26 protein-coding genes are annotated in these 24276 nt (G+C 45.7%); 11 read left to right on the top strand and 15 right to left on the bottom strand.

Annotated features, from left to right (window positions below; all coding sequences use genetic code 11):
- Positions 1 to 69: 69 nt before the first annotated feature.
- From Q0502_RS03555 to Q0502_RS03540, 4 genes are all read right to left on the bottom strand, one after another.
- Positions 70 to 1014, bottom strand: a complete 945-nt coding sequence (locus Q0502_RS03555) for a hydrogen peroxide-inducible genes activator (RefSeq protein WP_298647225.1) — start codon at positions 1012 to 1014, stop codon at positions 70 to 72.
- A gap of 6 nt (positions 1015 to 1020) precedes the next feature.
- Positions 1021 to 1995 (bottom strand): dihydroorotate dehydrogenase-like protein, encoded by a 975-nt coding sequence (locus tag Q0502_RS03550; protein WP_298647223.1) that lies wholly within the window; start codon positions 1993 to 1995, stop codon positions 1021 to 1023.
- Between the two features lie 109 nt (positions 1996 to 2104).
- The gene (locus Q0502_RS03545; protein WP_298647221.1) at positions 2105 to 2767 is read right to left on the bottom strand and encodes a YggS family pyridoxal phosphate-dependent enzyme; all 663 of its coding nucleotides are present in this window, start codon (positions 2765 to 2767) and stop codon (positions 2105 to 2107) included.
- Entirely contained in the window at positions 2764 to 3216 is a 453-nt protein-coding gene (locus tag Q0502_RS03540; RefSeq protein ID WP_298647220.1) for a DUF4494 domain-containing protein, read from the bottom strand. The genes Q0502_RS03545 and Q0502_RS03540 overlap by 4 nt, the downstream gene beginning before the upstream one ends.
- Before the next feature lie 127 nt (positions 3217 to 3343).
- Between Q0502_RS03540 and Q0502_RS03535 the strand changes: the two genes are divergently transcribed.
- The 3 genes from Q0502_RS03535 (at position 3344) to Q0502_RS03525 (ending at position 6398) form a co-directional block, all read left to right on the top strand.
- The gene (locus tag Q0502_RS03535; protein ID WP_298647217.1) at positions 3344 to 3967 is read left to right on the top strand and encodes a hypothetical protein; all 624 of its coding nucleotides are present in this window, start codon (positions 3344 to 3346) and stop codon (positions 3965 to 3967) included.
- Positions 3968 to 4215: 248 nt separating this feature from the next.
- Positions 4216 to 4893 (top strand): DUF554 domain-containing protein, encoded by a 678-nt coding sequence (locus tag Q0502_RS03530; RefSeq protein ID WP_298647214.1) that lies wholly within the window; start codon positions 4216 to 4218, stop codon positions 4891 to 4893.
- Between the two features lie 80 nt (positions 4894 to 4973).
- Complete coding sequence (locus tag Q0502_RS03525) at positions 4974 to 6398, top strand: basic amino acid/polyamine antiporter (protein ID WP_298647212.1); 1425 nt, start codon at positions 4974 to 4976, stop codon at positions 6396 to 6398.
- Positions 6399 to 6461: 63 nt separating this feature from the next.
- On the opposite strand, the gene Q0502_RS03520 is transcribed toward Q0502_RS03525, so the two are convergent.
- Positions 6462 to 8858, bottom strand: a complete 2397-nt coding sequence (locus tag Q0502_RS03520; RefSeq protein WP_298647209.1) for a TonB-dependent receptor — start codon at positions 8856 to 8858, stop codon at positions 6462 to 6464.
- 304 nt (positions 8859 to 9162) lie between these two features.
- Between Q0502_RS03520 and Q0502_RS03515 the strand changes: the two genes are divergently transcribed.
- From Q0502_RS03515 to Q0502_RS03490, 6 genes are all read left to right on the top strand, one after another.
- Positions 9163 to 9678 (top strand): radical SAM-associated putative lipoprotein, encoded by a 516-nt coding sequence (locus tag Q0502_RS03515; RefSeq protein WP_298647206.1) that lies wholly within the window; start codon positions 9163 to 9165, stop codon positions 9676 to 9678.
- 18 nt (positions 9679 to 9696) lie between these two features.
- Complete coding sequence (locus tag Q0502_RS03510; protein WP_298647203.1) at positions 9697 to 10773, top strand: TIGR04133 family radical SAM/SPASM protein; 1077 nt, start codon at positions 9697 to 9699, stop codon at positions 10771 to 10773.
- Positions 10774 to 10783: 10 nt separating this feature from the next.
- On the top strand, positions 10784 to 11668 hold the full coding sequence (locus tag Q0502_RS03505) for a hypothetical protein (protein ID WP_298647200.1): 885 nt from the start codon (positions 10784 to 10786) through the stop codon (positions 11666 to 11668).
- A gap of 277 nt (positions 11669 to 11945) precedes the next feature.
- Positions 11946 to 12488, top strand: coding sequence for a nicotinamidase (locus Q0502_RS03500; RefSeq protein ID WP_298647198.1), 543 nt, complete (start codon positions 11946 to 11948; stop codon positions 12486 to 12488).
- Positions 12489 to 12525: 37 nt separating this feature from the next.
- Positions 12526 to 13296, top strand: coding sequence for a HipA family kinase (locus tag Q0502_RS03495; protein ID WP_298647272.1), 771 nt, complete (start codon positions 12526 to 12528; stop codon positions 13294 to 13296).
- The gene (locus Q0502_RS03490; RefSeq protein ID WP_298647195.1) at positions 13283 to 13666 is read left to right on the top strand and encodes a DUF3037 domain-containing protein; all 384 of its coding nucleotides are present in this window, start codon (positions 13283 to 13285) and stop codon (positions 13664 to 13666) included. Before Q0502_RS03495 ends, Q0502_RS03490 begins: the two co-directional genes overlap by 14 nt.
- Positions 13667 to 13694: 28 nt before the next feature.
- On the opposite strand, the gene Q0502_RS03485 is transcribed toward Q0502_RS03490, so the two are convergent.
- Genes Q0502_RS03485 through Q0502_RS18920 form a run of 6 tightly spaced genes read right to left on the bottom strand, consistent with a single transcriptional unit; the run spans position 13695 to position 17063 of the window.
- Complete coding sequence (locus Q0502_RS03485) at positions 13695 to 14060, bottom strand: DMT family protein (protein ID WP_298647192.1); 366 nt, start codon at positions 14058 to 14060, stop codon at positions 13695 to 13697.
- Between the two features lie 53 nt (positions 14061 to 14113).
- Positions 14114 to 15211, bottom strand: coding sequence for a dipeptide epimerase (locus tag Q0502_RS03480; RefSeq protein WP_366521750.1), 1098 nt, complete (start codon positions 15209 to 15211; stop codon positions 14114 to 14116).
- On the bottom strand, positions 15177 to 15329 hold the full coding sequence (locus Q0502_RS03475) for a hypothetical protein (RefSeq protein WP_298647187.1): 153 nt from the start codon (positions 15327 to 15329) through the stop codon (positions 15177 to 15179). Before Q0502_RS03475 ends, Q0502_RS03480 begins: the two co-directional genes overlap by 35 nt.
- A complete protein-coding gene (locus Q0502_RS03470; protein WP_298647184.1) occupies positions 15301 to 15873 on the bottom strand; it encodes a hypothetical protein in 573 nt (190 codons plus the stop codon). The genes Q0502_RS03475 and Q0502_RS03470 overlap by 29 nt, the downstream gene beginning before the upstream one ends.
- Positions 15874 to 15886: 13 nt before the next feature.
- Complete coding sequence (locus Q0502_RS18925; protein WP_366521746.1) at positions 15887 to 16231, bottom strand: NlpC/P60 family protein; 345 nt, start codon at positions 16229 to 16231, stop codon at positions 15887 to 15889.
- The gene (locus tag Q0502_RS18920; RefSeq protein WP_366521745.1) at positions 16179 to 17063 is read right to left on the bottom strand and encodes an SH3 domain-containing protein; all 885 of its coding nucleotides are present in this window, start codon (positions 17061 to 17063) and stop codon (positions 16179 to 16181) included. The genes Q0502_RS18925 and Q0502_RS18920 overlap by 53 nt, the downstream gene beginning before the upstream one ends.
- A 133-nt stretch (positions 17064 to 17196) precedes the next feature.
- On the opposite strand from Q0502_RS18920, the gene Q0502_RS03460 reads away from it, so the two are divergent.
- Entirely contained in the window at positions 17197 to 17958 is a 762-nt protein-coding gene (locus tag Q0502_RS03460; protein ID WP_298647181.1) for a protein-L-isoaspartate(D-aspartate) O-methyltransferase, read from the top strand.
- Positions 17959 to 18264: 306 nt separating this feature from the next.
- On the opposite strand, the gene Q0502_RS03455 is transcribed toward Q0502_RS03460, so the two are convergent.
- The 4 genes from Q0502_RS03455 to Q0502_RS03440 all read right to left on the bottom strand — a co-directional run bounded on the left by Q0502_RS03455 (position 18265) and on the right by Q0502_RS03440 (position 23293).
- Entirely contained in the window at positions 18265 to 19629 is a 1365-nt protein-coding gene (locus tag Q0502_RS03455) for a PorT family protein (protein ID WP_298647178.1), read from the bottom strand.
- 12 nt (positions 19630 to 19641) lie between these two features.
- Positions 19642 to 20181, bottom strand: a complete 540-nt coding sequence (locus Q0502_RS03450; RefSeq protein WP_298647176.1) for an RNA polymerase sigma factor — start codon at positions 20179 to 20181, stop codon at positions 19642 to 19644.
- 245 nt (positions 20182 to 20426) lie between these two features.
- Positions 20427 to 21905, bottom strand: a complete 1479-nt coding sequence (guaB, locus tag Q0502_RS03445) for an IMP dehydrogenase (protein WP_298647174.1) — start codon at positions 21903 to 21905, stop codon at positions 20427 to 20429.
- 194 nt (positions 21906 to 22099) lie between these two features.
- Positions 22100 to 23293: a pyridoxal phosphate-dependent aminotransferase family protein gene (locus Q0502_RS03440; RefSeq protein WP_298647171.1), complete on the bottom strand. Its 1194-nt coding sequence runs from the start codon at positions 23291 to 23293 to the stop codon at positions 22100 to 22102.
- 287 nt (positions 23294 to 23580) lie between these two features.
- Between Q0502_RS03440 and Q0502_RS03435 the strand changes: the two genes are divergently transcribed.
- On the top strand, positions 23581 to 24102 hold the full coding sequence (locus tag Q0502_RS03435) for a ferritin (protein ID WP_298647168.1): 522 nt from the start codon (positions 23581 to 23583) through the stop codon (positions 24100 to 24102).
- The last annotated feature ends 174 nt before the right edge of the window (positions 24103 to 24276 follow it).

Genomic DNA, 24276 nt, shown 5'->3' with positions numbered 1-24276 from the left:
TTAGATTAATCTAACAAATTCTTCGTCCAAAAAGTTCATCACCCTTTATTTCATTATAGCCGGCAAATATTACAACGGCACGACATATTTCTTCATGGCCGTATCCTGGAATGATTTGGGAACCGCCGATCTCACTTCATCGATAATGATCCCGATCAAACGTTCCCGCAAAAATTCCTGCCGGGTAATCAGGCTGATCTCACGGACCGGGGTACTGTTTTTAAAAGGTCGTACATTCTTCCTCTGCTTATCAGTCATATTGGCAAGCGCCATCTCCGGGATAACGGTAAGCCCTTCGTTCTGATCCACGATATTGACAAGTGTATCGATACTGCCGGCTTCATAGGAAAAAACAGAATTGTTCGTACTCCGCTTTTTCTTCAGGTTACACAGGTGCAGTATCTGCGTTCTGAAGCAGTGCACTTCATCCAATAACCAGAGTGCGGTGGAATTCAGGTCGCTCTCGTCGAGCGCTGTTTTGGCAAACAACGCCTTTTCCAGTGGAGAAACATACGCAAAGAACCGTTCATAATAGATCGGATATTCCCTGATGGTGGGTTCTTTCAGGGGTGTGGCCAGAATACCTCCATCCAGTGAGTCATTGGAAAGCCCTTTCAGTATCTGACCGGTGGTCAGTTCGGAAACAACGATGCGAACATCGTATCTGTTTCCACTATGAACGTGCATCAATTTCGGCAACAGGTAGGGAGATACGGTAGGGATAATCCCCAAACGGAAGATGCCCCTCACAATACCCCTCTCCTCCTGGATGATCTCCTTGATCTGATTTACCTGAGCTACCGACACACGGGCCTGGTTGATGATCCGTTCGCCGATCTCGGTAGGCTGTACCGGGAGTTGGGACCGGTCGAATATTTTCACACCCAGTTCTTCCTCCAATTTCTGGATCATCATACTCAATGTAGGCTGAGTCACAAAGGAAGCTTCGGCGGCTTTGGAGAAATGGCGGTAATTATCTACTGCGATAATATACTCTAATTGCTGAATATTCATTTTATTTTACTTGTAGCTGGAGAAATATTTCATGAACTGTACCCGTTCGTAAAGCGCCGGGCTTTTTATATTCGCATAATTCAATTTGCCTTTGAAATCATCTAGGCGCGCGTAGTTGTTCTGAAGCATCCATTCTTCCATACACATAAGGATATCTTCTATCACATCGGGCCCTTGCTCGTAAAGCAGGCTGCAAAGCTGAATAGCCCCTGCTCCTGCCAGGATCCCCTTGACGGTATCTTCCCAGGAGTGCACCCCGTATGAGCAGGCGATATCAAAGTCGGGGACACGTCCGGAAACAATGGCTGTCCAGCGCAGCGTCTCACTGAAATCGGAAGGAGTACTGAATACCGGGCCGGAAGTGATCTCCATGTTCCTAATATCGATATCGAGTTGGTAAAAGCGGTTAAAAAGCACCACTCCGGCGGCTCCCAGCGCTTTCAGCTTACCTACCAATGCCGGCAGGTTGCTTATATTTTTTGCCATTTTTATCACGACGGGAATACGGATTATCTTTCTCAATTCTTTTACGATGTTCACATAAGAATTTTCCAGATAAGTATCTCCAAATTCTCCCGCGTTCAGTACAAACACATTTAGTTCAAGCGCATCGGCACCGGCATCCTGAATGGTTTTGGCAAACTCAACCCACCGGCTCAATTTATAACAATTGATGCTGGCAATGATGGGCACATCACATTCTTTCCTGGCCGAACGGACCAGATCCAGGTACTTCTCCATGTGATTCATCTCTATGTATGTATTGATGTAATCGTTCGCTTCCGGATAATCAGCGATCTGGGAGAGTTTTTCAGAATGATTCTCGATCTGTTCCTCGAACAGGGATTTCAATACGATTGCCCCGATACCGGCATTTTCCAGCTCTTTAATCTTCTTTATGGAATTGGTAAGGCCGCTGCTTCCGGCTATCAACGGGTTCTTTAACCGTAACCCTGCGAAGGTTGTTTCTAAATTGACCATGAACTTACGATGTTTTTCAAAAATTTTATAATCAACAAAAATAGGCATTTTATCGATAAAATCAATATCTTATATGGAAAATAAATTGGAAATGGGTAATAGGGGATGTTCAACGATCTCCAAAGATCAAGGTCCCTATTCGTATCATGGTGCTTCCTTCTTCTACCGCAACCGGATAATCGCCCGTCATACCCATGGATATTTCCCTGAATTCCGGGTGATCGGAGAAATAAACGGTTTTGAACTCATCGAACAGTAATCTCAACTGCCGGAATTCTTTACGCACCTGATTTTCATCGTCGGTAAAAGTAGCCATACCCATTACCCCGGCAATCCGGACATGAGGCCACACTCTCCATTTGCCTTCTGCAAGGAAACGACGACATTCGTCGGGCGAAAAACCGGCCTTGCTTTCCTCTTCGGCGATATGGATCTGCAACAGACAGGAGATAACCCGGTTATTGGCCGCTCCCTGTTTCTCGATCTCCAACAATAGCCGTTCACTGTCCAGACTATGGATAAGGGAGATAAAAGGGGCAATCTGCTTAACCTTGTTACGCTGCAGGTTACCGATAAAATGCCACTCTATATCCCCCGGAAGCTGATCTTTTTTGACGACCAATTCCTGCACCCTACTCTCTCCGAAGATCCGCAGTCCTGTATCATAAGCCTGCCGGATCATCCCGGCAGGATGGAATTTGGAGACTGCCACCAGCTTCACCCCGGGAGGAATAGTTTCCCGCAAAACGTCAATATGAGATTGTATGGTCACTCCTCCTCCTTTTTACTCTTCTCTTCCCCATAGGGGAACACATCCATGATTGCCGTCTCCACTACCGAAGCAATGGCATAGTCGATCATGGTCTTTTTCATTTCCGTCTCCACAATCTCTACTGCTTCCTTCAGCATGGAAGCCTGTACCAGCATATTGACCGCCGTTTTTTTCTCCGAACCGCTTTTTTCATCGAGGGTAATGAAATAGAGCTTCGCCTTATAGTAACGGTCGCCCGTTTCATTGAAAAACGATTCCGTATATTTCACCCGTTTGATATCGGATACGGAAAACTCTCCCGAGATAAACGGTTTGATCTCTTCAATAATCCTCGCCTCCGCCTCGGTAAACGATAAGGCGTCTACCAGATAGGGTTCCGTTACTGTTTTTTGCATGCCGGTCTCCAGCATCTTGTCATATCTTATCTTACACTCAAACCAATTGTACATATTATTTCCTGAGTAATTAAATGAAAGCACGAAATTAAGGAAAATAAATGAAAGGAGTATCCTTAAAAATGGCTATTTTACATAGTTTTTCTATCTTTGAAAAATAAATCCCTTTAAAACCAACCGCATGAAAAAAAACATTTTCGCCCTGTTGCTTTTCATTGCCGTGGCGGTCGTGGCAGGCTGCACAGGGGACCGAAGCAAGCCGTTGGCCGCGTTTCCCGATATGGAGGAATACTTTCCCAAAGAGGAGATCGAAGACCTGCAAACGATGCTTGACTTGTTCGAACAAAAAATTGGGGTCGCCCCCGGAGCGTCGGATAAAGAGAAAGCCGACGCATATATACGGTTCAACAAACGGTATGTCGAGTTTATTAATAATCCGGATATACCGTATCCTATTTCTCCGGAGGATTGCCTGGAATTGCTCGGAGCAATTCGCGTCAGCACTTTCCGTTCCAATTGGAATTTGGCCATTTCACGTGGAAGGGATATGTCGGACAGACCCTGGATATCCATACATATACATTCCCAGTCGAATTTTATGTCCTTCCTGTCCGCCTTGGGAAAGGAGCTTCCAGCATTCCAGGATTTGTATGGTGATTTTCAGAAATCAGGCGATATTTCGCCAACCATTGTCAAAATCCTTTACTTCGACCTGACGGAAACAGAGCTGAAAGATACCCGTGTCCGGCTTACACATATGTTTTTCAGTGTTGCGCACGGGCTCATGTTTCAAACAAGACCCTGAATTTTCACAATTTTATTTTTCATTTCAACATACACAATAAACATTATATATTCTGCATTACTATTAATGCAGAACGGAAGTAATTCCAACCAATGAATTGATTACGAATTTTTGATCACTGGCAGCTTGTGGCAACGTGAGTATAAGATGTTTTTAGGACCCGCCCCGATAAAGCCGAATTGAATTCGACCTTCCCGGTAACCGTATATCGCAAAAAAATGATACTTTTGCAAATTATCGGATAAAAAATGATTGGAACCCTCGTAAACACAGCAGCGGTAGTGGGCGGTGGCATGATTGGCCTACTGTTGAAAAAACGGATGCCTGAACGTGTCACAACCATCTATTTCCAGGCTATCGGCCTTTTTACACTGGCCATTGGCGCATCCATGGCCATCGAGATGGAGAAGATCCTCATTGTGGTCAGCAGCCTCGCTATCGGCTCCCTCTTAGGGGAGTGGGCCGATCTTGAGAAAGGGACCGAACGGATGAGCGATTACCTGAAGCACCGCTTCCGCATCGGCAATGAGAAATTTTCGGAGGGACTGGTCACTGCATTTCTTCTTTTCTGCGTGGGCTCCCTGACCATCATCGGCACCATCCAGGAAGGAACAGGCGGATCGCCCGACCTGCTTTTCACCAAATCGTTGATGGATTTTTTCTCCGCCATACTGCTGGCTTCCGCTTTTGGCGTGGGTGTCGTGATATCCGCCCTTCCGCTTTTTATCTTCCAGGCCTCCCTCACCCTGCTTGCCAGATATGCCGCCACCCTCTTTACCGACGACATCATCCTCGGGCTCACCTCAACCGGCGGTATTTTACTGATCGGGCTCGGCATCAACATATTGGGGATCAAAAAACTCCGCATCATGAATATGCTCCCCTCGCTGATCATTGTCGTGCTGCTGATCTGGATATTCGGTTGAACGGAGAAGTATGAGGCAGGTTATCAACAGACCGCTGCTCAATAATATACAACGGGCATCTGACCATCCTCATTTACGATATGAAGAAAAAAGATGAAAAATTAGGGTTATGGCTGCTGGTTTTTGTGGCGATCGGCTCGATGGTCGGGTCAGGGATCTTTAATTCCCCGAAAGACCTTATCCGGGTGGCCAATCCACAGGGTACCATACTCACCTGGGTCATCGGTGGAACCGGCGCATTGATGCTGGCATTGGTATTCGTCTATCTGGCGGGACGGAAGCCGGAACTAAAGAGCGGCGTGTATGCCTACGCGCGCGACGGATTTGGCGACTATATGGGATTCAACTCCGCCTGGGGATACTGGTCGGTAGGCTGGCTGGGGAATATAAGTTACCTGGCTCTCTTTTTCAAAACATTGAACGATCTGCTGGGTGAACAAGCCCTTTCCCCGATCCACTCCTTCATTATCGGATCGGCCATCCTATGGCTTTATTACATCATCCTGATGGCGGGCGTCAAGGAAGGAGCCATCCTCAACTTTATCGTGACAGTCGCCAAGCTGATCCCCATCGTGTTGATCATCCTGCTCGCCCCGGCACTCTTTGACCGCGACCTCTTTCATATCCCGGAATGGCAGTGGAAACTCGCTGCCACCGGAGCGACAACAACACCCCTGCAACAGGTGGGAAACGCGATGGCGGTCGTACTGTGGTGTTTCGTGGGGATAGAAGCAGCTTCCGTGTTGTCGGGCAGGGCAAAAAAGCAGAAAACCGTACGCACTGCTACTATTCTCTCTACCTTGTTTGTTTTGGGAATATACATGCTCATCACGCTGATAGCGATGTCAAGCATTCCGGCGGAGGAACTGGCCTCTTCAGAGACACCTCTGGCCCTGGTGCTCGAACGGACAATCATAGGCGCACCCGGCGGTATAATTATCAAGTTGGGAATTATGGTGTCGGTATTGGGGGCCAGCCTATCGTGGATATTGCTCTCGGTCGAGACCATGTATGCGGCCGCCCGCGACGGTGTGATGCCGCGCCGCCTTGCTAAAGTAAACAGCAAAGGGACGCCGGTCAACGCGCTGCTGCTCACGCAGTGCTTCACACAAGTCTTTCTCCTTTCCATCCTGTCGCCAAGACTGAATGAGACTTACCTCGCCGCCATCACCATTGCCACTACACTCATACTGATACCTTACCTCCTCTCATCGCTATATGCCGTAAAGACTGCGATCCGTTACAGGAAAGAGGACAAAACACTGCGGAATCTGATCATCGCCCTGCTCGGCACACTCTATTCAACCTATGTGATCTATGCGGTAGGCATCAAATACCTGTTCCTTTCGGTACTTTTCTACGGTATCGGATCCCTGCTGTTTATCAAGGCGAAAAAGGAGAAAGGAGAACAGCCCAAACGTTGGGAATGGGCTGTCATTATTCTGCTGCTTTGCGGTACGGCACTGATTGCCGTGCAAATCCTGACCGGGAAGATCGATCTCTAACATGGTATTAAAAAAGGAGACCGCCCCGGCAGCCTCCTCTCTGTATATTCAATGGATTACGAATTACCTGTTAAAGGTATAACGTAGCGTAGCGCCGAAGCGGGTAGGATATCCACGCTGTACAAACGCATTCGTTTCACTGGTCGTCATGTCGGATGCCTCGAATAAGAACGAATTATATTTCGTGTTGAAAAGATTCTCCACCCAGCACTCCAATCCGAAAGCCCCTTTCTCTGCCGAAATACGGGCATTGGTGATGCCGTAAAAGGGTTGGGAAAGCTCTCCTTTTTCGTAGTAGTCCTGATTCGATTCCGTCCAGTAGATCTTCCCTACCCCCTGGTACTGTATATTCCCCGTCAGACGGTCGATCAATGAACCGTAGGGAAGGTGGTATACATAACTGGCTCCCAGACTTAACGTATGCTGAGGAGCAAAAGGTATATGATTCCCGGAATAGTCCACTTCAACAATTTTATCATCTTTCTGTTTCTCTGTCACATAATTAACGAAACGGGCATCGGCAAATCCGTAGTCGGCAAAAAGCGAAAGGTTATCTAACGGTACATATTTCAGACCCAACTCAAACCCTTTACTTTCAGATTTCCCTGCGTTGGTGACAGTACGCCCGGAGGTGCCTTGATCTTCTAATTTGATGATCTGGATATTGTTGACATGCGTATAAAAGAGGGCATAGGTGAATGAAAGCCGCCTGTCGAGCATCTCATAACGGCCGCCCAATTCGTAGGTCCAACTGGTTTCCGGGTCATAGGAGAGTTGTTCTTCGAGCGTCGGCGCTGACGTATCGCTTCCCGAACCGGCAGGAGGGCCTAAGGGAATAGGCGCCATTTCAGCGAGCCTCCCCATAAGCGATACTCGTAAGGCATTCTGTAATATCTTTGAGAATGCCTGTTCGTTGTACCCTCCCGTCTTATATCCTTTTGAGGCGGAAAGATATATCTGCGAAGTGGGTGACATTTGGTATTTTAACGCAAATTTAGGCAGTATTTTCCAGAAATCCTTGCTATACTTTCCTTGCAACAACGTATCGCCATCGACAAACATCGAGGGCATGGGGCGACCGGGAATCTGAAAATCGAGATTCACATCACTTCCGTCGCTTTCCGTAAAGAAATCAATGGAAGTGTGTTCATAATCGAACCGGATACCGGCAGTCGCCGACAACCCGTCCAAGCCAAAAAGGTTGTTGAGGGTTGACTGGTGGAAGAGCGCCGCCCCCTTTGAGGGTTTCTTGTATATCCCCGGCAAGTCGATCCGGTCGTTGGCATAAGTAATCGTCAACGGTGCTTGACTCGTATACATATCCAATATGCCCTGCATCGCTGCCACAGCATCCTCCTTGAGCGCTACCGGGGTATCTATCTCGCGATGGTCGTAAAAACCGAAGGCGCCCACCACCCATCGGTAGTCTCCCTGAGTATCCGATTTCACAGTTACTTCCTGGCTCACTGAACGCTGTTTCTGTTTTTGGTTAATAGAAAAAACCGATTTGGGAGTATAATCCTGATCCATCTTCATATCATCTTTCAGATATTGAAACCCTGTGGTAGAATGAACACTGTATCCGTTTCCGGTATAATCGAGCGACAGCCCGTTGGTAAACAGGTGACGGTCGTATGACGACGGTTCATTAAAACTGGCTGCCGTTGAGTCCTTGTGCATATAAGGGAATGCGCCGCCGGAGACATAGTCGTAATTCCCAAAGAACATCGCTTTCAACGAAGGGGAGGCCTGCCACTCCAACTTGAATCTACCTCCCGCATTCTCCGAGGCATCTACTTTCTTCCCTGTATAACTATTCATGAAATAGCCGTCGTCCCGCTTGTAATAACCGGCAACAGACAGACCGAAATGGTCGGAGAGTTTCCTGTAGTCCGATCCTTTCACCGAGAACTGCCCGTAATTGCCGCCGCCCACCATCAGTCTGGTGCCCTGAAAAGAGAGGGGAGAAAGGGTATATATATTCACTATACCGCCGATGGCGTTCCGTCCGTAGAGGGTACCCTGCGCACCCCGAAGCACCTCGATCCGCTGGATATCCTGAAATTCAAAATCGAATGCCGAAGGGTTGAAACTGGGCACATTGTCCACATAGAGGCTTACAGTCTGTGATCCGAGGCGGGCTCCGACACCACGGATATAGATTGGCGTGGAGACCTTCGACCCGTAGGAAGGAATAAAAAAGTTAGGGATAAAAGCGCTCAACCGGGGAAGCGACTCGATACGGGCATCCTGCAATTGCTGGGGAGACACTACTGATACCGCCGTAGGCAGGTTCCTCAGATCATTGGTCTCTTTTACTGAACTGCTTATCACTATCTCATTCAGGTAATACACTTTTAGTGTGTCATTTGGATTGATCTCCTTAGCAGGATCGTTATCATCTGCAAATACAAAAAAAGTACTGCAAAAAACAAATATAATTAAGAACAATTTCTTCATTATTGGGCGCTTTAATAGATTATACTGTATTCTCTAAACAGGAATACGGAAGTTCGGATGCAAAGGAACAGGAAAATGACACACCTGTCAATCACTACAATTAGTGATTTTTTTCATCAATACGGAAAGATTATCTATAAAAAAGGCTTCCCGATGCAACGTTTTTTATTTTTTTACGTCTATCTATAATAGATGGAACTTTACCCGGTGCATAACACAATCGTTGATTTTCTATAAAACCCGGTCACTTGGGGAATATTTTCTTTAAGCTGAATAAGCAGAAGTAGTTTAAATAAAATAATCTATGAAAAAATTTGTCTTAAAAACTTATGGTAAGATTATTGCCTGGATCTTAACCGTCTTAGGCCTTTACACCTCCTGCGATATCGTAGAACCAGTGGAATACGGCACCCCTACCGCTGATTTCGTGGTCAAGGGAAAGGTCACTGACGAAAGGACTCAACAACCAATCAGGGGCATGGCGGTCATCAGCAAATCGGACACAGCGCCTTATGGAAATGACACTGTGATAACCGATACAAGTGGGAATTACGAACTGAACTTTACGGCAACCGCTTTCGGCGCGAAAGATCTAACGGTTTACGCCTCGGATATCGACAACGACACGAACGGTGCATACCTGTCCGATACCATACGAATAAAAGCACATGAGCTAAAGCAGATTGAAAAAAGAAGAAAAAATTGGTACAACGGTAAGTTCGAAGGTAAAGCTGATTTTAAGCTTAGACAAGCAACCATAATGCCAATGTACGGAGTACCTTCCACCGAATACAAGGAGATGGAAAGAGACATAGAGTAAAAAATCAAAGAAGGTTTTATGGATCCGAAAAAGAGGCTCATTCTTTCTCTCTACCAACAACACAAGGCTATGCAGACCAAACTGCACAAACTATCCTATCTCTTCTGGGAATGTACTTTGAGGTGTAATTTCAACTGTGTCCATTGCGGAAGCGATTGTACAAGACAGGCAGCCGTACCCGACATGCCAAAAGAAGATTTTTTGAAAGTTCTTGCGGATATCCGTCAGTATGTAAACCCGCACAAGACCATGATCGTGCTCACAGGCGGTGAGCCGCTGGTACGCAGAGACCTGGCGGAGTGCGGCCAGGCGATGTACGATATGGGATATCCGTGGGGGTTCGTGACCAACGGCTGGGGATTGGACGAAAAAAGATTACAGTCCCTTCTGGATGCAGGCTTACGTTCCGTGACGGTCAGCCTGGATGGTTACACGGAAGAGTCACACGACTGGTTCAGAGGAAAACAGGGTTCATGGTTGCGAGCCGTCAATGCCATTTCCAGAGTAACCTCAACACCCGGTCTGGTATACGATGTGGTAACCTGTGTCAACAAGAAAAACATAAATGATCTGGCTAAACTCCGCGATTTACTCATTTCCTTAAACGTAACACACTGGAGACTCTTTACCGTTTTCCCGAAAGGCCGCGCTAAAGACAATCCGCTCTTGAAACTCTCCACCGGAGAGTTCCTGCAAATGATGAATTTCATTCGCCATACGCGCCAAGAGAAAAAGATCGATATATCGTACGGGTGTGAAGGGTATCTGTCCGAATATGAAATGGAAGTCCGGGATACTCCTTTCTTTTGTCAGGCCGGTATTCATATTGCATCGGTACTTGCCAACGGCGACATAAGCGCCTGCCCGAGCCTGAGAGGAGATTACGTGCAGGGTAATATCTATCGGGACGACTTCTGGACGGTCTGGAATACCCGTTACCACATTATGCGCGACCGCTCCTGGACAAAAACAGGGAAATGTGCATCCTGTAAATCGTATAAATACTGCCAGGGGAACGGACTCCATCTGCGTAATGAAAAAACAGGCGAACTTTTGCATTGCCACCTGGAAATGATGGGGAAAGAAAAAGGTTAAATACATAATAATGCAAACCAAAAAGTATACTACCGTTTCAAAAGCTATCAAAAGAGCGCGTAGCACAGTTGTGTACCCTGCATTAATTATGATGATGCTGGTTATGGCAGCAGCTATTTATATTTTAGTTTCCTACGATAATTCTTTCATATTGACTTTATTATCAATTAGCTTAATGATCCTTTCTTTTGTTGCTTTCGGAGTTATAATGACCTATTTAGGGGACAAATGGAAGACCTGGGCATACAAAAATGTAGATGATGTAAGAGAATTCAGAGAAAGAGCAGCAAACAATAACTTCTCGGTGAATATTTTTCCTTCCAGACAGCATCTTTCTATAAAAAAAGAGAGACTGAGAGCCTTGAAGGTGGTTAGAGAAAGGATTAAAAATAATACACTGAAGATCCTATTGAATGACGATTATTCAATTCCCCGTAAATTGGAGATAAAAAGATCTCTCTCTTATTATTTAGTCCCTCTTGGTGTTTGCATGTGGGCATGTTACAAAACGACCGGGCGGCTAATAGATGGAACTTCAACAGAGTTTGTTATAGATGTGATTTTTTCTTTATCATCCTTCATGGGCATTGCGTTTTTTTTGATGAAACTAATACAGTATCCTACACTTGTATCTATTTCGGAAGATGGTATATGGAGTAAAAAAACCGGGTTTCAGTCCTGGAATATGGTAAAATCATTTGGTTTTTTAGATAAAAGAGTAGCCACGAATAGGGGAGTTCATATCTCCAATCACCTGTATATTACTTTTAAGCCTGAGTCAGGGTTGGAAAGTAAAAAAAGTATGATAGATTATGACATTCTGTATCTTAATAAAAAATCAGACACCATTGAAAAAACGATGAAAGTTTATTATCATCGACACGCAAACAAATAATAGTAAATTCTTTCCATTCATAAAACAAGCATTCCGTTTATTTACCGATATCGAACCCAAACGATTTCTCATTGTTATATGTAGAAATAACAATAAAATGAGTAGGAAACGAGCAGGATCATTATTCATACACAAAAACATGATTAACTGCGAGTTTCATACATCGACAAGAGAAAAAATAAATTAATCGTATGAAACGAGCATGATAATCATTATCACACAAGTACATGATTAAAGCCAGTTCCCTACACATTGATGTAAAAAATATTTTAATCATATGAAAAAAGCACTCCTTATAGTTGATGTTCAGAACGATTTCTGCCCCGGTGGCGCTTTAGGGGTAAAGGATGGCGATAAAGTGGTGCCTGTGATCAACCGGATTATGGATCGGTTTGATCTCGTGATCTCATCGCAGGACTGGCATCCGGCCGATTCGGTGCATTTTGAGAAGTGGCCGGTACATTGTGTCGCCGGAACGCGGGGTGCGGAGCTGCACCCCGATCTGGAGACCGGTAAAATAGACCTGAAGCTGTTAAAGGGGACGGATAATAAAGACGACGGCTATTCCGCTTTTGAAGCAACCAATGCATCGCTTACGGATTTCCTTCACGAAAACCAAATTCAACACCTTTACGTATGTGGTCTCGCCACCGATTATTGTGTAAAAGCGACTGCCCTTGATGCGGCAACCCAGGGGTTTCATACCTATGTGGTCACCGACGCCATCGCTCCGGTAAATGCCCAACCCAGCGACGATAAAAAAGCGTTGCAGGAGATGTACACCAAAGGCTGTATGCTGATAGAATCGGAAGAAATTTGATGAGATTATCGTATCTTTGCACCCAATGGGAAAAGATATATCATTGCGCACGGTAAAAGTTCTCCGTTACATCCTGCCTTTGCGGGAAGGCGGATCCCTGCCGGCATTGGCGGAGGCGGACGACGGGTTCAAGTATGTGCTGAAATTCCGCGGTGCAGGACACGGCACCAAAATGCTGGTTTCGGAATTGCTGGGCGGAAAAATTGCTTCCGTACTGGGCCTGCATATACCCGAACTGGTTTTTGCCGCTCTCGATGATGATTTCGGCCGCAGCGAAGGCGATGAGGAGATCCAGGATCTGCTGAAAGGAAGCGAAGGGCTCAATCTTGGCCTGCATTACCTTTCGGGAGCAATGGCTTACGATCCTTCCGTGGAAATCGATCCTTTTCTGGCCTCGAAAATTGTCTGGCTCGATGCTTTTACAACCAACATTGACCGCACGTTCAACAATACGAACCTATTGTGGTGGCACCGCGAATTGTGGGTCATCGACAATGGTGCATCGTTCTATTTCCATCACTCGTGGAACGATTTCGAAAGGCATGCCCTCAACCCGTTCCCCCATATAAAAGATCATGTATTGCTACCCCGGGCATCGATGCTTGAAGAGGCGAACGATTTCGCACATGCTATACTTTCATCTGACCTGTTGGAGGAAATCACCGCGCTTATCCCCGATGAGTGGCTGATGTGGAACCATACCCAAGAGACACCCGATGAGATCAGAAGTATCTATCTCAATTTTTTGAAAACGCGATTGCAGCATTCCCAAAACTTTCTAAATACCGCCAAAAATGCAAGAGGATAAACTGTATCATTATGCCGTTATTCGATTGGTACCGAGAATTGAACGGGAAGAATTTTTCAACGTGGGACTCATTCTTTTTTCCAAGAGAGAAAAGTATATACGCTTTGAGTATCATCTCTGTCCCGAGAAATTCAGATTGATGCATTCGGAAGCGGAATATGATGATGTGATTGAAAACCTTGAGACACATAAACAGATTGCCCTTGGCGATCCGAAGTGTGGCCCCATAGCGCAACTCGATATTCCCGAACGTTTCCGCTGGCTGACGGCCGTGCGTAGTTCCATCATCCAGACATCACGGCCGCACCCCGGAAAAACCGGCGATCTGGATAAAACCTTTGATCGGTTGTTTGAGGAGTTGGTAAAATGAGACCCGGAATCTGCAATCCGGAAGTGATTTATCCCTTAAAAATAAAATAGACCGCCAGCACCAGAAATACAAATCCGATAAGGTGATTCCATTTCAATTGGGTTTGAAAAGCGAGGAACGAGAAAATGACAAACACCACCAACGTAATTACTTCCTGTATGACTTTCAGTTGCACGAGTGAAAAACTTCCTCCGTTTCCTTCAAATCCGATACGGTTTGCCGGAACCTGAAAACAGTATTCGAAAAAGGCGATCAACCAGCTGAAAACAATCACACCGAAAAGCGGCAGTTTACTGAACCACGCATTTTCAGCAAGTTTTAAATGGCCGTACCACGCGAAAGTCATAAAGACATTGGAACAGATCAAAAGCCCGATAGTAAGAAGATAATTCATTGTAATAACCTAAAGAAGAAGTAAAAAATCGCGCAAATTTACAAACAAGATTTTTATCTTCCAAAGGTTAATTCCTTTACCGGTTTTACTCCGATACCCGGCTGGTCGGAGGCGATGATCTTCCCGTTTTCGAGTGTTGCTCCCTTGAAACAATCGTTCCCTATCAGGAGTGCGCCGTCGAGGTCGGCAAAATCCATTCCCGCATAGAGCTGGGCTGCGGCCGATATGGCGCAGGAAGTCTCGGTCATACACCCCATCATCACCTTCATTCCCAGCCCATACGCCAGCTTGCGCATTTTCCATGCTTCATGCATACCCGTACACTTCATCAACTTGATATTGATCCCCGAAAAAACTCCTTTCATGCGCTCCACATCAGAAAGGCGTTGTATTGACTCATCGGCAAAAACAGGAAGAGGGCTTTCTTCGGTGAGGCGGGCAATGTTGTCCAGATCCTGTTTCGGCATAGGCTGCTCTACCATCACCACCCCCTTCTCTTTCAGCCAGAGAATCATATCGAGCGCCTGATGGCGGTCTTTCCAGCCCTGATTAGCATCCACAGCCAACGGCAGATCGGTTACCGAACGAATGGCTTCGATCATCCGTTTATCATCTGCTCCGCCTACTTTCACTTTCAGGATATTGAACCGTCCCAGCGCTTCGCGTGTCTTTTCGCGCACCACCTCGTCGCTGTCGATACCGATGGTAAAAGTGGTGTCGGGCACATTATACTTATCCAAACCGTATATCTTGTACCACGGCGCTCCCTCCATCTTCCCTGCCAGATCATGCAGGGCAATGTCCACAGCTGCTTTTGCCGCAGTATTCCCCCCAGCAATACCGTCCACATACACCATTATCTCTTCGATATGACCGGGATCGGTGAAACCGGAAAGATCCGTTTTCTTCAGAAATTCAATTACTGAAGCCTGTGTTTCTCCCAGATAGGGAGGCAGGGATGCTTCACCGTACCCTTCCAGTCCGTCGTATCCTATTTTAATCAACACCACAGGGGTGGTCGTACGTGAGAATCCGGAAATGGTAAAAGTATGGTTCAGTTGCAGGTCGTATGGGGTCCAGGATAGTTTCATTTTACCCGATGTATTGAATTGTTTTTTAGATCGTTGCGAAAATAAAGGCATAGACGGAATAGCGATTGCCGTTGCCGCCGCAACTGATGATTTGAGGAATTGGCGCCGGTTTTGTGACATATTTTTGTTCTCCATTGATTTGAAGTCCGTTATCGTAATCTCTTTCTTCTTTTTTCATCCCAATAATAATGGAGGTTTCTAAGCGTTCCGTTGGCATCTATCCCTATTTCATATTCATTTCTTCTATGCCTGTATTTATCGATAATTGTTCGGGCAACGCCATTGGGATATGTATCGTAAATTAAATGAAATTCATCTCCATTATTTATCAATCGACCGTTTGCCAATTTTGTTTTAATAGAATCTGACAACAAATCTGGTTTAATTCCCATCGGGAAAATGGGTCTTAATAATGAGTCGGTTAAAACTTTTAAAACAATTGTTTCGTCTTTATTCGATTTCAAGAAAATCGTATCATTCTTCTGTTTCCATGTTCCCGTAGAATTAATTGAATTTCTTAATTCCTCATGGTCGCACAAAGAACAATGAATTTCGGTAATCGCAATCTGATACGTTGCATCCTTATCAAATCGCAAATGTGTTACACAGCCGAGTATGAAAGGCGCCCGATAAATGCGGAACATGGAGTTGTCCAATATTTGCGACCGACCCGGTACAAAATAGACAAAAGACAATAATAATATTGAAAGACGAAATTTCATATCGGACAATTATTTATTGATAAAACCCGTTATTGTAAATTTCTTCGATTCCATCAGTATTTACCGCGTCCAAAATCCGCCGCGAACACAAATACCGTTTTGTATTGTACTCATCGTAATCCGCATCCGACGGGTCAAAGCTACTAATATGAATGTAATCGGACGCGTGAATGAATCTTTTGTTCCCCATATATATCCCCACATGCACCACCCGTTCTTTCGGGTTGTCATCCGTCGCTTTTGAGCCGAAAAAAACCAGGTCTCCCGGCCGGACATCGCTGAAATCGCCGGAGACGTCTATCAGCTTACCGCTTAATACCTGCTGCGAAGCATCCCGGGCTAAGATGACACCGTGCATAAAATAGACCATTGGTGAATCCGCTGCAATCCAATCCCTTGGAGGAAGTTCCTCCCCAAAGATAGGGTATACCCATAAACCGGCGCGCCGTATTCACAATACTTTCACCGGTCATCTCTACACTCTTCAACCAATGGGCTGTTTCCGCCACATCCGATTTCCGGACATATGCTTTGCGTCCGTCGGGATAATCCACATGATAAAATTTTCCTTTTGAATCTTTTATCTCCAGCATATTGCCGGCCACCAAATCGGAGACGGGATACGAATCGCCGTCGGGTATTTCCAGCGAGTGTGTAGTGACGGAGGTGACGATCACCTTCGGTTTTTGCAGGTATTGTTGTAATTCCGATCTTGTCATCACCTTTACCGAGCCGTTCATCCAGCCGATGTATTTATCGGGAGTCTGAATGCGTAACCATCCCCCACGCTTCTCCAGTATCTTTACCGGCATTCCCAGTAATCCCTGGGATACCAGCTCGGAACCGTAACGGGGTTCGGCCCGAAGGGTGCCGACCGAATTGTAAATCATGCCCCATATTTCATCGCCCAACTCCTTACCGGGCAGAAGGCGGATACTGTCTTTCACCTGCCCGGATACGATCCCGGCCTGTAAGATCAATTCTTCATACGCAGGTTTACTGGTCGTTTCCCCTTTAAGTATAACCGTATCTTTTCGTTGTGTAACCTCAACATCAAATATTTCCACACGGCTGTCGGGTGCATATTTCTCCTTTAATAGCTTAATCACAGAGTCCATATCGATATTCTGAGGCATAACAGATAACGTTGAATAGATCCATAAAATAAATAAAAAAGCAATCTTTCTCATTTTAATTGCAGGATATTAAAATTATGCGAAATATACTACTTTTATTCATTATCTTTGCTTTTATCACATAAAAATTATTGAACTATTTCGTTAAGAGAGAGCAGAACAAATAGTCTAACTCCATTTGAATATTATGAGAAGAGGAAAACAACCCCCCATTCCGGTATTCATCATTGCCCTTTGCTGTGCAGGGCTGATCACCTGCGCATCCAACAGTACAAAAAAACAGCATAAAAAAACAGAAATCCATATGACAGATCCTCCCCGGCAGAACGATGAAGCCCAAAAACTCGCCAGAGAATTAAAAAGAAAAGGCATTTCCGACGAACGTGTTTTAACGGCTATCGGTAATATTCCCAGGCATTCTTTTATAGATGAACAACTATCCGCGTATGCTTATCAGGACCGCCCTTTACCCATCGAGAGCGGACAGACCATCTCTCAACCTTTCACGGTAGCCTGGCAGACCGAACTATTACAATTGAAACCGGGTGAGAAAGTGTTGGAAATAGGGACCGGCAGCGGATACCAGGCAGCAGTGCTATGCGAAATGGAGGCGGAGGTTTACAGCATAGAGAGATATTACAATTTGTATCAGACCGCCAAAGAGACACTGAATAAATTGGGATATTATCCGAATCTCTTTTTTGGTGACGGTTTCGAAGGTCTGCCTGAGCATGCGCCTTTCGATAAAATACTGATCACTGCGGCGCCGGAGAAGATCCCGGAAAAACTGTTGCAACAATTGCGTGTGGGCGGATGGATGGTCGTCCCCCTGGGTGGAAGGACGGGACAAAAAATGACCGTTATCCGCCGGATAAGCGACAATGAGTTCAAGGAGTCGGAGCACGGGGATTTTATTTTTGTTCCTATGCAAAAAGGTACGTCAGAGTAGCTATTCCCCAAAAGGGCCTGATGGTTTAGCCGCTCATCCCACAGAATAAAAAAGCTGCCGCTGAATTTCTCCAACGGCAGCAGGGAATTGAGCAAACAGGGAAGTTTTTATTTACCGATCGGCAAACGGCTCAATTGCCTTATCTGTTGAACAGCGGTATAGTGCTCCTGAACTCACCGGCCGACATAAAAACCGGTTCATTCACGGTATAGGTAACCTACTCGTCCACATAATCATTACATCCCGGTAAAGCAAACAAACCGGCAATCAATAACAAAAAAGTTAAATTCCTCACACTCATAGCATTTAATTATTTGAGTTGAATTGTATTCTTATCCCCATGTTCAACCCGAATATCAATGGATTTTCCGTACGGGCGCTCCTCGGTTGATTATTTTTGAAATAATAGATAAGCTTCGGCTCACCAAACAGATACAGGTTGTTGTGCAATCGGTAACTGAAGCCGGCACCACCCTGTGCCGAGAACTGAAATCCGTGGATATCGCTATACACATTGGCGTGATGCACAACGCCGCCATTATGTTCAATTTCCTGTTTGTAAACGGAACGAAGTCCTTTCTCGATGCTCCCGCCACCCAATAAATATATGTTCCAGACATCATTTTGCCATATTGTATATCTCAGGTTCACCGGTACGCCTATATAATGCTGTCGTAACGTGCCCCGATAAATGAGATGATCGTTTCGCCTGAAGCGTGAAAACAGATAAGTGTAGGACAATCCGGTTTCCAGGCTTACATTCTTACCGACCGGGAAATCTGCCGTCAGACTGAATGAAACCGGAAGATGGTGTTCGATATCGGTATAATCACCGGGTTTTAGTACATTGTATTTATTGCCCAAACCTAATCCGTCTCCGTTATTAAACTCACCACCCAGAAAAAAATCACAATAGGTTGGACTATCCACATCATAATTTCCGAATGAGAAATCCAAAGGGGTGCTACCGCCACCCAATGCGGCGATCAGAGACCGAAGTCCCCGCTGTTCCTGAACGGGAAAGGAATGGTCGTTTTCCGCGAAGAGTTCATCCGCCGGAAGCCCTTTCGCTGCGGGTTTTACAGTTTCCTCTGGAGTTACTGTTTTTTCCGGTTCTGAAGTTACTGTTTCCTCAGTTTTTACAACTACTGCCAATTCTGTAATTTCCTCCGGATTTGAAGTTCCTAATGATTCTGCGATTTCTACCGGTTCTGAAATTCCTGTCAATTCCGGAATTGCTGCCAGCTTTGCCGTTCTCTCTGGTTTTGAAACTCCTTCCGGTTCTACAATTTTCTCCGACTTCGTACTATTCTCTTCAATAATTTGCTTTAGATTCGATTCTTTATCAGGTCGATTTTCTATATCATCTGAAATAACCTCCGGCATAACTGTCTCCGGTTTTATTTGTTCCCGGGATTGTGGATATTCTGTAAGCAACGGCTCGTCTGCCAAAGGATTCAGGAAAAACAGCAATGCCAGTGCCACGGCAGCGACGCCCGCCGCCACCCAGGACCAATATGCGGGAATACGCCTTTCGCGCGGCGGAAACTTATCTTTCAACGACTTCCACACCTCAGGATCGACGGGCATACGGTGCTCCCGCAACTTCTCCCCGGCTTTCCGCGAAAAGTCATCCGGCTTATCTATGTATTTATTATCATCTGACCGCATCTTTGCCCTCTATTATTTGCACTCCATTAACTGTGTGACTTTCTTTTGTAATAATTGCCTTGCCCTGAAAAATAACGACCGTGAAGTACTTTCGGGGATATTCAGCAATGCGGCAATTTCACGATGGCTAAAACCCTCAACAGCAAACAGATTAAAAATCGTCCGATGGGTATCGGGAAGTTCACCGATGCAATGCATTAACTCGTCGGCTGTGATATCTGTCACATCGGGGGGCACATTTTCATAATACTCTATCTCAACATCCGTTAACAGTTCTTTTTGTTTCAGCCGGTTCTTTTTCCGCATGTAATCGAGCGAGGTATTCACAAAAATTTTCCTTACCCAACCTCCGAAAGATCCTCTTCCCGAGTATTGTCCTATTTCAATATAAATTTTCAGGAATCCTTCCTGCAACACGTCTTTAGCGTCTTCCACATCGGACACATAGCGCCTGCACAGAGCCATCATAGCGGGAGCATACTGTTCGTACACTTCCTTTCTCGCCCACAATTTTCCCTGCTTGCAAGCAAGTATCAATCGATGTTCCGACATACAATTTCCCTGTTTACTATAATGACGTTTGCAGAAAGCAAAACGTTGCAGAGATACAACAAATTTTTGACTGATTTTTTAAAATATAACACCAATCTGGAAAGAGAACCTGTTAAAGGTTAATGTGATGATGTGATAATTCGATGATTTAATGATTTAACGATTTGGCAATAATCAATTAGCAAATCTACTAATCAGTAAATCTGCTAATCAATTCATCGTCAATTGCTGAAAACCAGGGGGAATCACTCACTCCCCTTACTGTAATTCGGCGCTTCGCGTGTGATCATCACTCCGTGGGGATGACTTTCGGTATATCCGGCAGCGGAAATCCTGGTGAACTTGGCATCATGCAGTTTTTCAATATCCTCTGCTCCGCAGTACCCCATACCGGAACGAAGGCCCCCCACCATCTGATAGATCACTTCCTGCAATGTTCCTTTGAACGGTACGCGCGCTTCGATTCCTTCGGGAACAAGCTTTTTGGTATCATCTTCCGTATCTTGGAAATAACGGTCTTTCGAACCCTGCTGCATTGCGGAGAGTGATCCCATTCCACGATAAGATTTGAATTTACGGCCGTTGAAGATAATGGTCTCTCCCGGCGACTCTTCGGTACCGGCAAGCAATGAACCCATCATCACCGAAGCACCTCCGGCAGCCAACGCTTTCACTATATCTCCCGAATAGCGCAATCCTCCGTCCGCGATCAGGGGAACGCCGGTTCCTCTCAGCGCTGTAGCTACTTCATAGATAGCCGACAGTTGGGGTACCCCCACCCCGGCAATCACACGGGTAGTACATATGGATCCGGGACCTATTCCCACCTTCACGGCATCGGCGCCGGCATCGGCCAGAAATCTGGCGGCATCGGCAGTGGCAATATTACCTACCACCACATCAATCCCGGGGAAGGTCTTTTTCACTAATTTCAGCATTTCCGCCACCCCTTTGGAATGACCGTGTGCAGTATCGATCACAATTGCATCCACACCCGCTTCGATAAGGACCGTCGCCCTCTCGATGGAGTCCTGCGTCACACCGATTCCCGCGGCTACACGCAGCCGTCCCTGCTCATCTTTACAGGCAAACGGTTTATCCTTCGCTTTCGTGATATCTTTATAGGTGATCAGGCCGATCAGCTTATTATTGGAATCGACGACAGGCAATTTCTCAATCTTGTGCTGCTGAAGGATCTCGGCGGCATCCTCCAGATTGGTCGTCTGGCGGGTGGTGACAAGATTGTCTTTCGTCATTACCTCTTCGATCCGCTTATCCATTGATTTCTCGAAACGGAGATCACGGTTCGTTACAATACCTACCAGTTTGTTGTCACTATCCACAACAGGGATTCCTCCGATCTTAAATTCGCCCATCATGGCCAGCGCATCAGACACTTTCCTGTCGGGAGTAATACTGATCGGATTCAGTATCATGCCGTTTTCCGCACGTTTTACCGCACGGACCTGTTTGGCCTGCTCCGCGATACTCATATTCTTATGGATGACGCCGATACCCCCTTCGCGGGCGATGGCGATAGCCATCGTAGTTTCGGTCACCGTATCCATGGCGGCCGAAACCATCGGAATATTAAGTGAAATATTTCTGGAAAACTGAGTAGTAAGATCTACATTTCTGGGAAGTACCTGTGAGTAGGCGGGGACTAACAGAAGGTCGTCGAAAGTCAACCCTTCCATGATGATTTTATCTGCAATAAATGACATAAGTTTTTACCTTTCATCAAATTAGATATTTCCTCGCTACGGCATAATAAAAGTAAACTTTTCTTATGCCCGTTTAGCTTGATGGAAATATTATCTTTTTTATTGCATACAAAAGTAGATATTTTTTCGCGAATTAATCCGATTGAGGATGTTAATTTTAATGATAGCCCGCGGAATTAATAAAACGCCACTCCTTATGGCAGGATATTTAACTTTTTGAATATTTTGGTGATGTGTTCAATAGAGTAATCGATCTGTTCTTGGGTATGCGTTGCCATCAGTGAATAGCGAATAAGCGTATCGCCGGGAGCAACTGCCGGAGCTACTACCGGATTGACAAAGATACCCTCTTCAAACAAGAGTTTGGTTACCAGGAAAGTCTTATCGTTGTCACGCACATAAAGCGGCATGATAGGTGTCGAGGTCGGCCCCAGTTCAAACCCTCTTTCTCCAAATTGGTTGATGGCATAATGTGTCAGCTCCCATAATTTCTTCACACGCTCGGGCTCCGATTTCAGGATATCCAACGCGGCAGACGCGGCGGCGGTGGCGCCGGGGGTAATACTTGCACTGAATATATTTGTACGTGAGTTATGACGCAGATAGTTGATAACGGGATAATCGCCGGCCACAAAACCGCCGATTGACGCCAATGATTTGCTGAAGGTTCCCATCACCAGGTCCACATCGTTGAGCAGGCCGAAATGTTCGCACACTCCCCGTCCGCTGTATTTCCTGCCGAGGACTCCCAGGCTGTGGGCTTCATCCACCATAATATTGGCATTGTATTTCCGCGCCAGTTTTACAATCTCGGGCAGATTGGCCAGGTCACCCTCCATACTGAAAACGCCATCCACGACTATCAGCTTTACCTTTCCCTGATCACAGCGTTTCAACTGTTTCTCCAGATGACCCATGTCGTTGTGACGGTATTTATACTTCGTCGAATAGGAAGTGCGAAGACCCTCTATAATGGACGCATGATCTCTTTCATCCCAGATAATAAAATCATCCCTTCCCGTCATACATCCCAATACCCCCTCATTGACGGTGAAACCGGTAGAGAAAACAATGGCCTCATCTTTATTCATAAAGTTGGCGAGTTTTCGTTCCAGCTCCAGGTGAATATCGAGGGTTCCGTTCAGGAAGCGGGATCCTGCCATTCCGGTACCATATTTTTTGGTAGCGGCAACGGCCGCCTCTTTTACTTTAGGATGATTGGTCAACCCCAGATAGGCATTTGAGCCGAACATCAACACTTTTTTTCCGTTGATGACTACCTCAGTATCCTGGTCGCTCTCAATAGCCCGGAAATAGGGGTAGATACCCGCTGCCTTTGCACGCTGCGGAGCATCATATTTCATCATTTTTTCCCTTAGAAGATTCATTTGAAAAAAATTTAAAGAACAAGCCTCCGCTTAAAAAAGGTACCGGAAGCATCTTTTCGTTATTCGTTCACCCAGTACAGATACAAAACTTTGTTTTGACCTGTCATAAGTACCTGCCTTTACAGAACGCAATCGATCCACAAAGATAGCAATTAATTTAAATTCCCCGAAGTAAGGTTAATTTTTGGAACAAGAAGTCCTCTCCCCTGAAACTGCGTACTTTTAAACATTTTAGGCTGAAAAACGTTGTATGGTCTATAGGTATCATATGATAAACAAACAGAACTATGGTGAGTAAAGAATTGGAAACCGCAATCAACAGACAGATCAATGCAGAGCTTTGGTCGGCCTATCTCTATCTTTCGATGTCGGTTCATTTTGCCCATAAAGGCCTTCCCGGCTTTGCCAACTGGTTCAAAGTACAGTTCAAGGAAGAGCAAGACCATGCCCACAAGCTAATGAATTATCTCATTGCCAAAGGGAATAAGGTGGAATTGCAGCCCATCGCCAAGGTAGACACCGCGTGGGACTCGGTGCTGAAAGCATTTGAAGTCACATTGGAACATGAAAGGGTAGTAACCTCACTCATCAACGACCTGGCATCTATGTCGCGTAAAGAGAACGATTTTGCTACCGAGAATATGCTGCAATGGTTCGTAAACGAACAGGTAGAAGAGGAGGAGACAGCCCAGAGCATGATTGACGGATTAAGGCTGATCGGCGATAACGGATTTGGCATTTATACGATGGACAAAGAGCTGGGCAAGAGAACGTATACCCCGCTCGCCACAACCTCAGGTGCTGAATAAATCTCCCTTCTACTTTTATTCCCGAAGTATAAAACAAACTTATGGATAAAAAATACAAAAAACTGATCAAATGTGTGCTGCTGGATGCCGTTGGGATGGTCTCGGCAGTGATCCCGGCCGTTGGCCCGCTGCTGGATATTGTCTGGGCGCCCATAGCCGCTTCCCTCAGTTATA

Origin of the sequence: uncultured Proteiniphilum sp., assembly GCF_937873925.1 — a bacterium.
In the GTDB taxonomy this organism is placed as follows: Bacteria; Bacteroidota; Bacteroidia; order Bacteroidales; family Dysgonomonadaceae; genus Proteiniphilum.
Note: the sequence above shows the minus strand (reverse complement) of the source record. Positions and strands in the feature narration are given on the sequence as shown.

Excerpts from the sequence above, each read along its gene's own strand:
- Q0502_RS03555 (WP_298647225.1), bottom strand. The coding sequence starts at position 1,014 with ATGAATATTCAGCAATTAGAGTATATTATCGCAGTAGATAATTACCGC.
- Q0502_RS03550 (WP_298647223.1), bottom strand. The coding sequence starts at position 1,995 with ATGGTCAATTTAGAAACAACCTTCGCAGGGTTACGGTTAAAGAACCCG.
- Q0502_RS03540 (WP_298647220.1), bottom strand. The coding sequence starts at position 3,216 with ATGTACAATTGGTTTGAGTGTAAGATAAGATATGACAAGATGCTGGAG.
- Q0502_RS03535 (WP_298647217.1), top strand. The coding sequence starts at position 3,344 with ATGAAAAAAAACATTTTCGCCCTGTTGCTTTTCATTGCCGTGGCGGTC.
- Q0502_RS03530 (WP_298647214.1), top strand. The coding sequence starts at position 4,216 with ATGATTGGAACCCTCGTAAACACAGCAGCGGTAGTGGGCGGTGGCATG.
- Q0502_RS03525 (WP_298647212.1), top strand. The coding sequence starts at position 4,974 with ATGAAGAAAAAAGATGAAAAATTAGGGTTATGGCTGCTGGTTTTTGTG.
- Q0502_RS03520 (WP_298647209.1), bottom strand. The coding sequence starts at position 8,858 with ATGAAGAAATTGTTCTTAATTATATTTGTTTTTTGCAGTACTTTTTTT.
- Q0502_RS03515 (WP_298647206.1), top strand. The coding sequence starts at position 9,163 with ATGAAAAAATTTGTCTTAAAAACTTATGGTAAGATTATTGCCTGGATC.
- Q0502_RS03510 (WP_298647203.1), top strand. The coding sequence starts at position 9,697 with ATGGATCCGAAAAAGAGGCTCATTCTTTCTCTCTACCAACAACACAAG.
- Q0502_RS03505 (WP_298647200.1), top strand. The coding sequence starts at position 10,784 with ATGCAAACCAAAAAGTATACTACCGTTTCAAAAGCTATCAAAAGAGCG.
- Q0502_RS03500 (WP_298647198.1), top strand. The coding sequence starts at position 11,946 with ATGAAAAAAGCACTCCTTATAGTTGATGTTCAGAACGATTTCTGCCCC.
- Q0502_RS03490 (WP_298647195.1), top strand. The coding sequence starts at position 13,283 with ATGCAAGAGGATAAACTGTATCATTATGCCGTTATTCGATTGGTACCG.
- Q0502_RS03485 (WP_298647192.1), bottom strand. The coding sequence starts at position 14,060 with ATGAATTATCTTCTTACTATCGGGCTTTTGATCTGTTCCAATGTCTTT.
- Q0502_RS03475 (WP_298647187.1), bottom strand. The coding sequence starts at position 15,329 with ATGAAAAAAGAAGAAAGAGATTACGATAACGGACTTCAAATCAATGGA.
- Q0502_RS03470 (WP_298647184.1), bottom strand. The coding sequence starts at position 15,873 with ATGAAATTTCGTCTTTCAATATTATTATTGTCTTTTGTCTATTTTGTA.
- Q0502_RS18925 (WP_366521746.1), bottom strand. The coding sequence starts at position 16,231 with ATGCACGGTGTCATCTTAGCCCGGGATGCTTCGCAGCAGGTATTAAGC.
- Q0502_RS18920 (WP_366521745.1), bottom strand. The coding sequence starts at position 17,063 with ATGAGAAAGATTGCTTTTTTATTTATTTTATGGATCTATTCAACGTTA.
- Q0502_RS03460 (WP_298647181.1), top strand. The coding sequence starts at position 17,197 with ATGAGAAGAGGAAAACAACCCCCCATTCCGGTATTCATCATTGCCCTT.
- Q0502_RS03455 (WP_298647178.1), bottom strand. The coding sequence starts at position 19,629 with ATGCGGTCAGATGATAATAAATACATAGATAAGCCGGATGACTTTTCG.
- Q0502_RS03450 (WP_298647176.1), bottom strand. The coding sequence starts at position 20,181 with ATGTCGGAACATCGATTGATACTTGCTTGCAAGCAGGGAAAATTGTGG.
- guaB (WP_298647174.1), bottom strand. The coding sequence starts at position 21,905 with ATGTCATTTATTGCAGATAAAATCATCATGGAAGGGTTGACTTTCGAC.
- Q0502_RS03440 (WP_298647171.1), bottom strand. The coding sequence starts at position 23,293 with ATGAATCTTCTAAGGGAAAAAATGATGAAATATGATGCTCCGCAGCGT.
- Q0502_RS03435 (WP_298647168.1), top strand. The coding sequence starts at position 23,581 with ATGGTGAGTAAAGAATTGGAAACCGCAATCAACAGACAGATCAATGCA.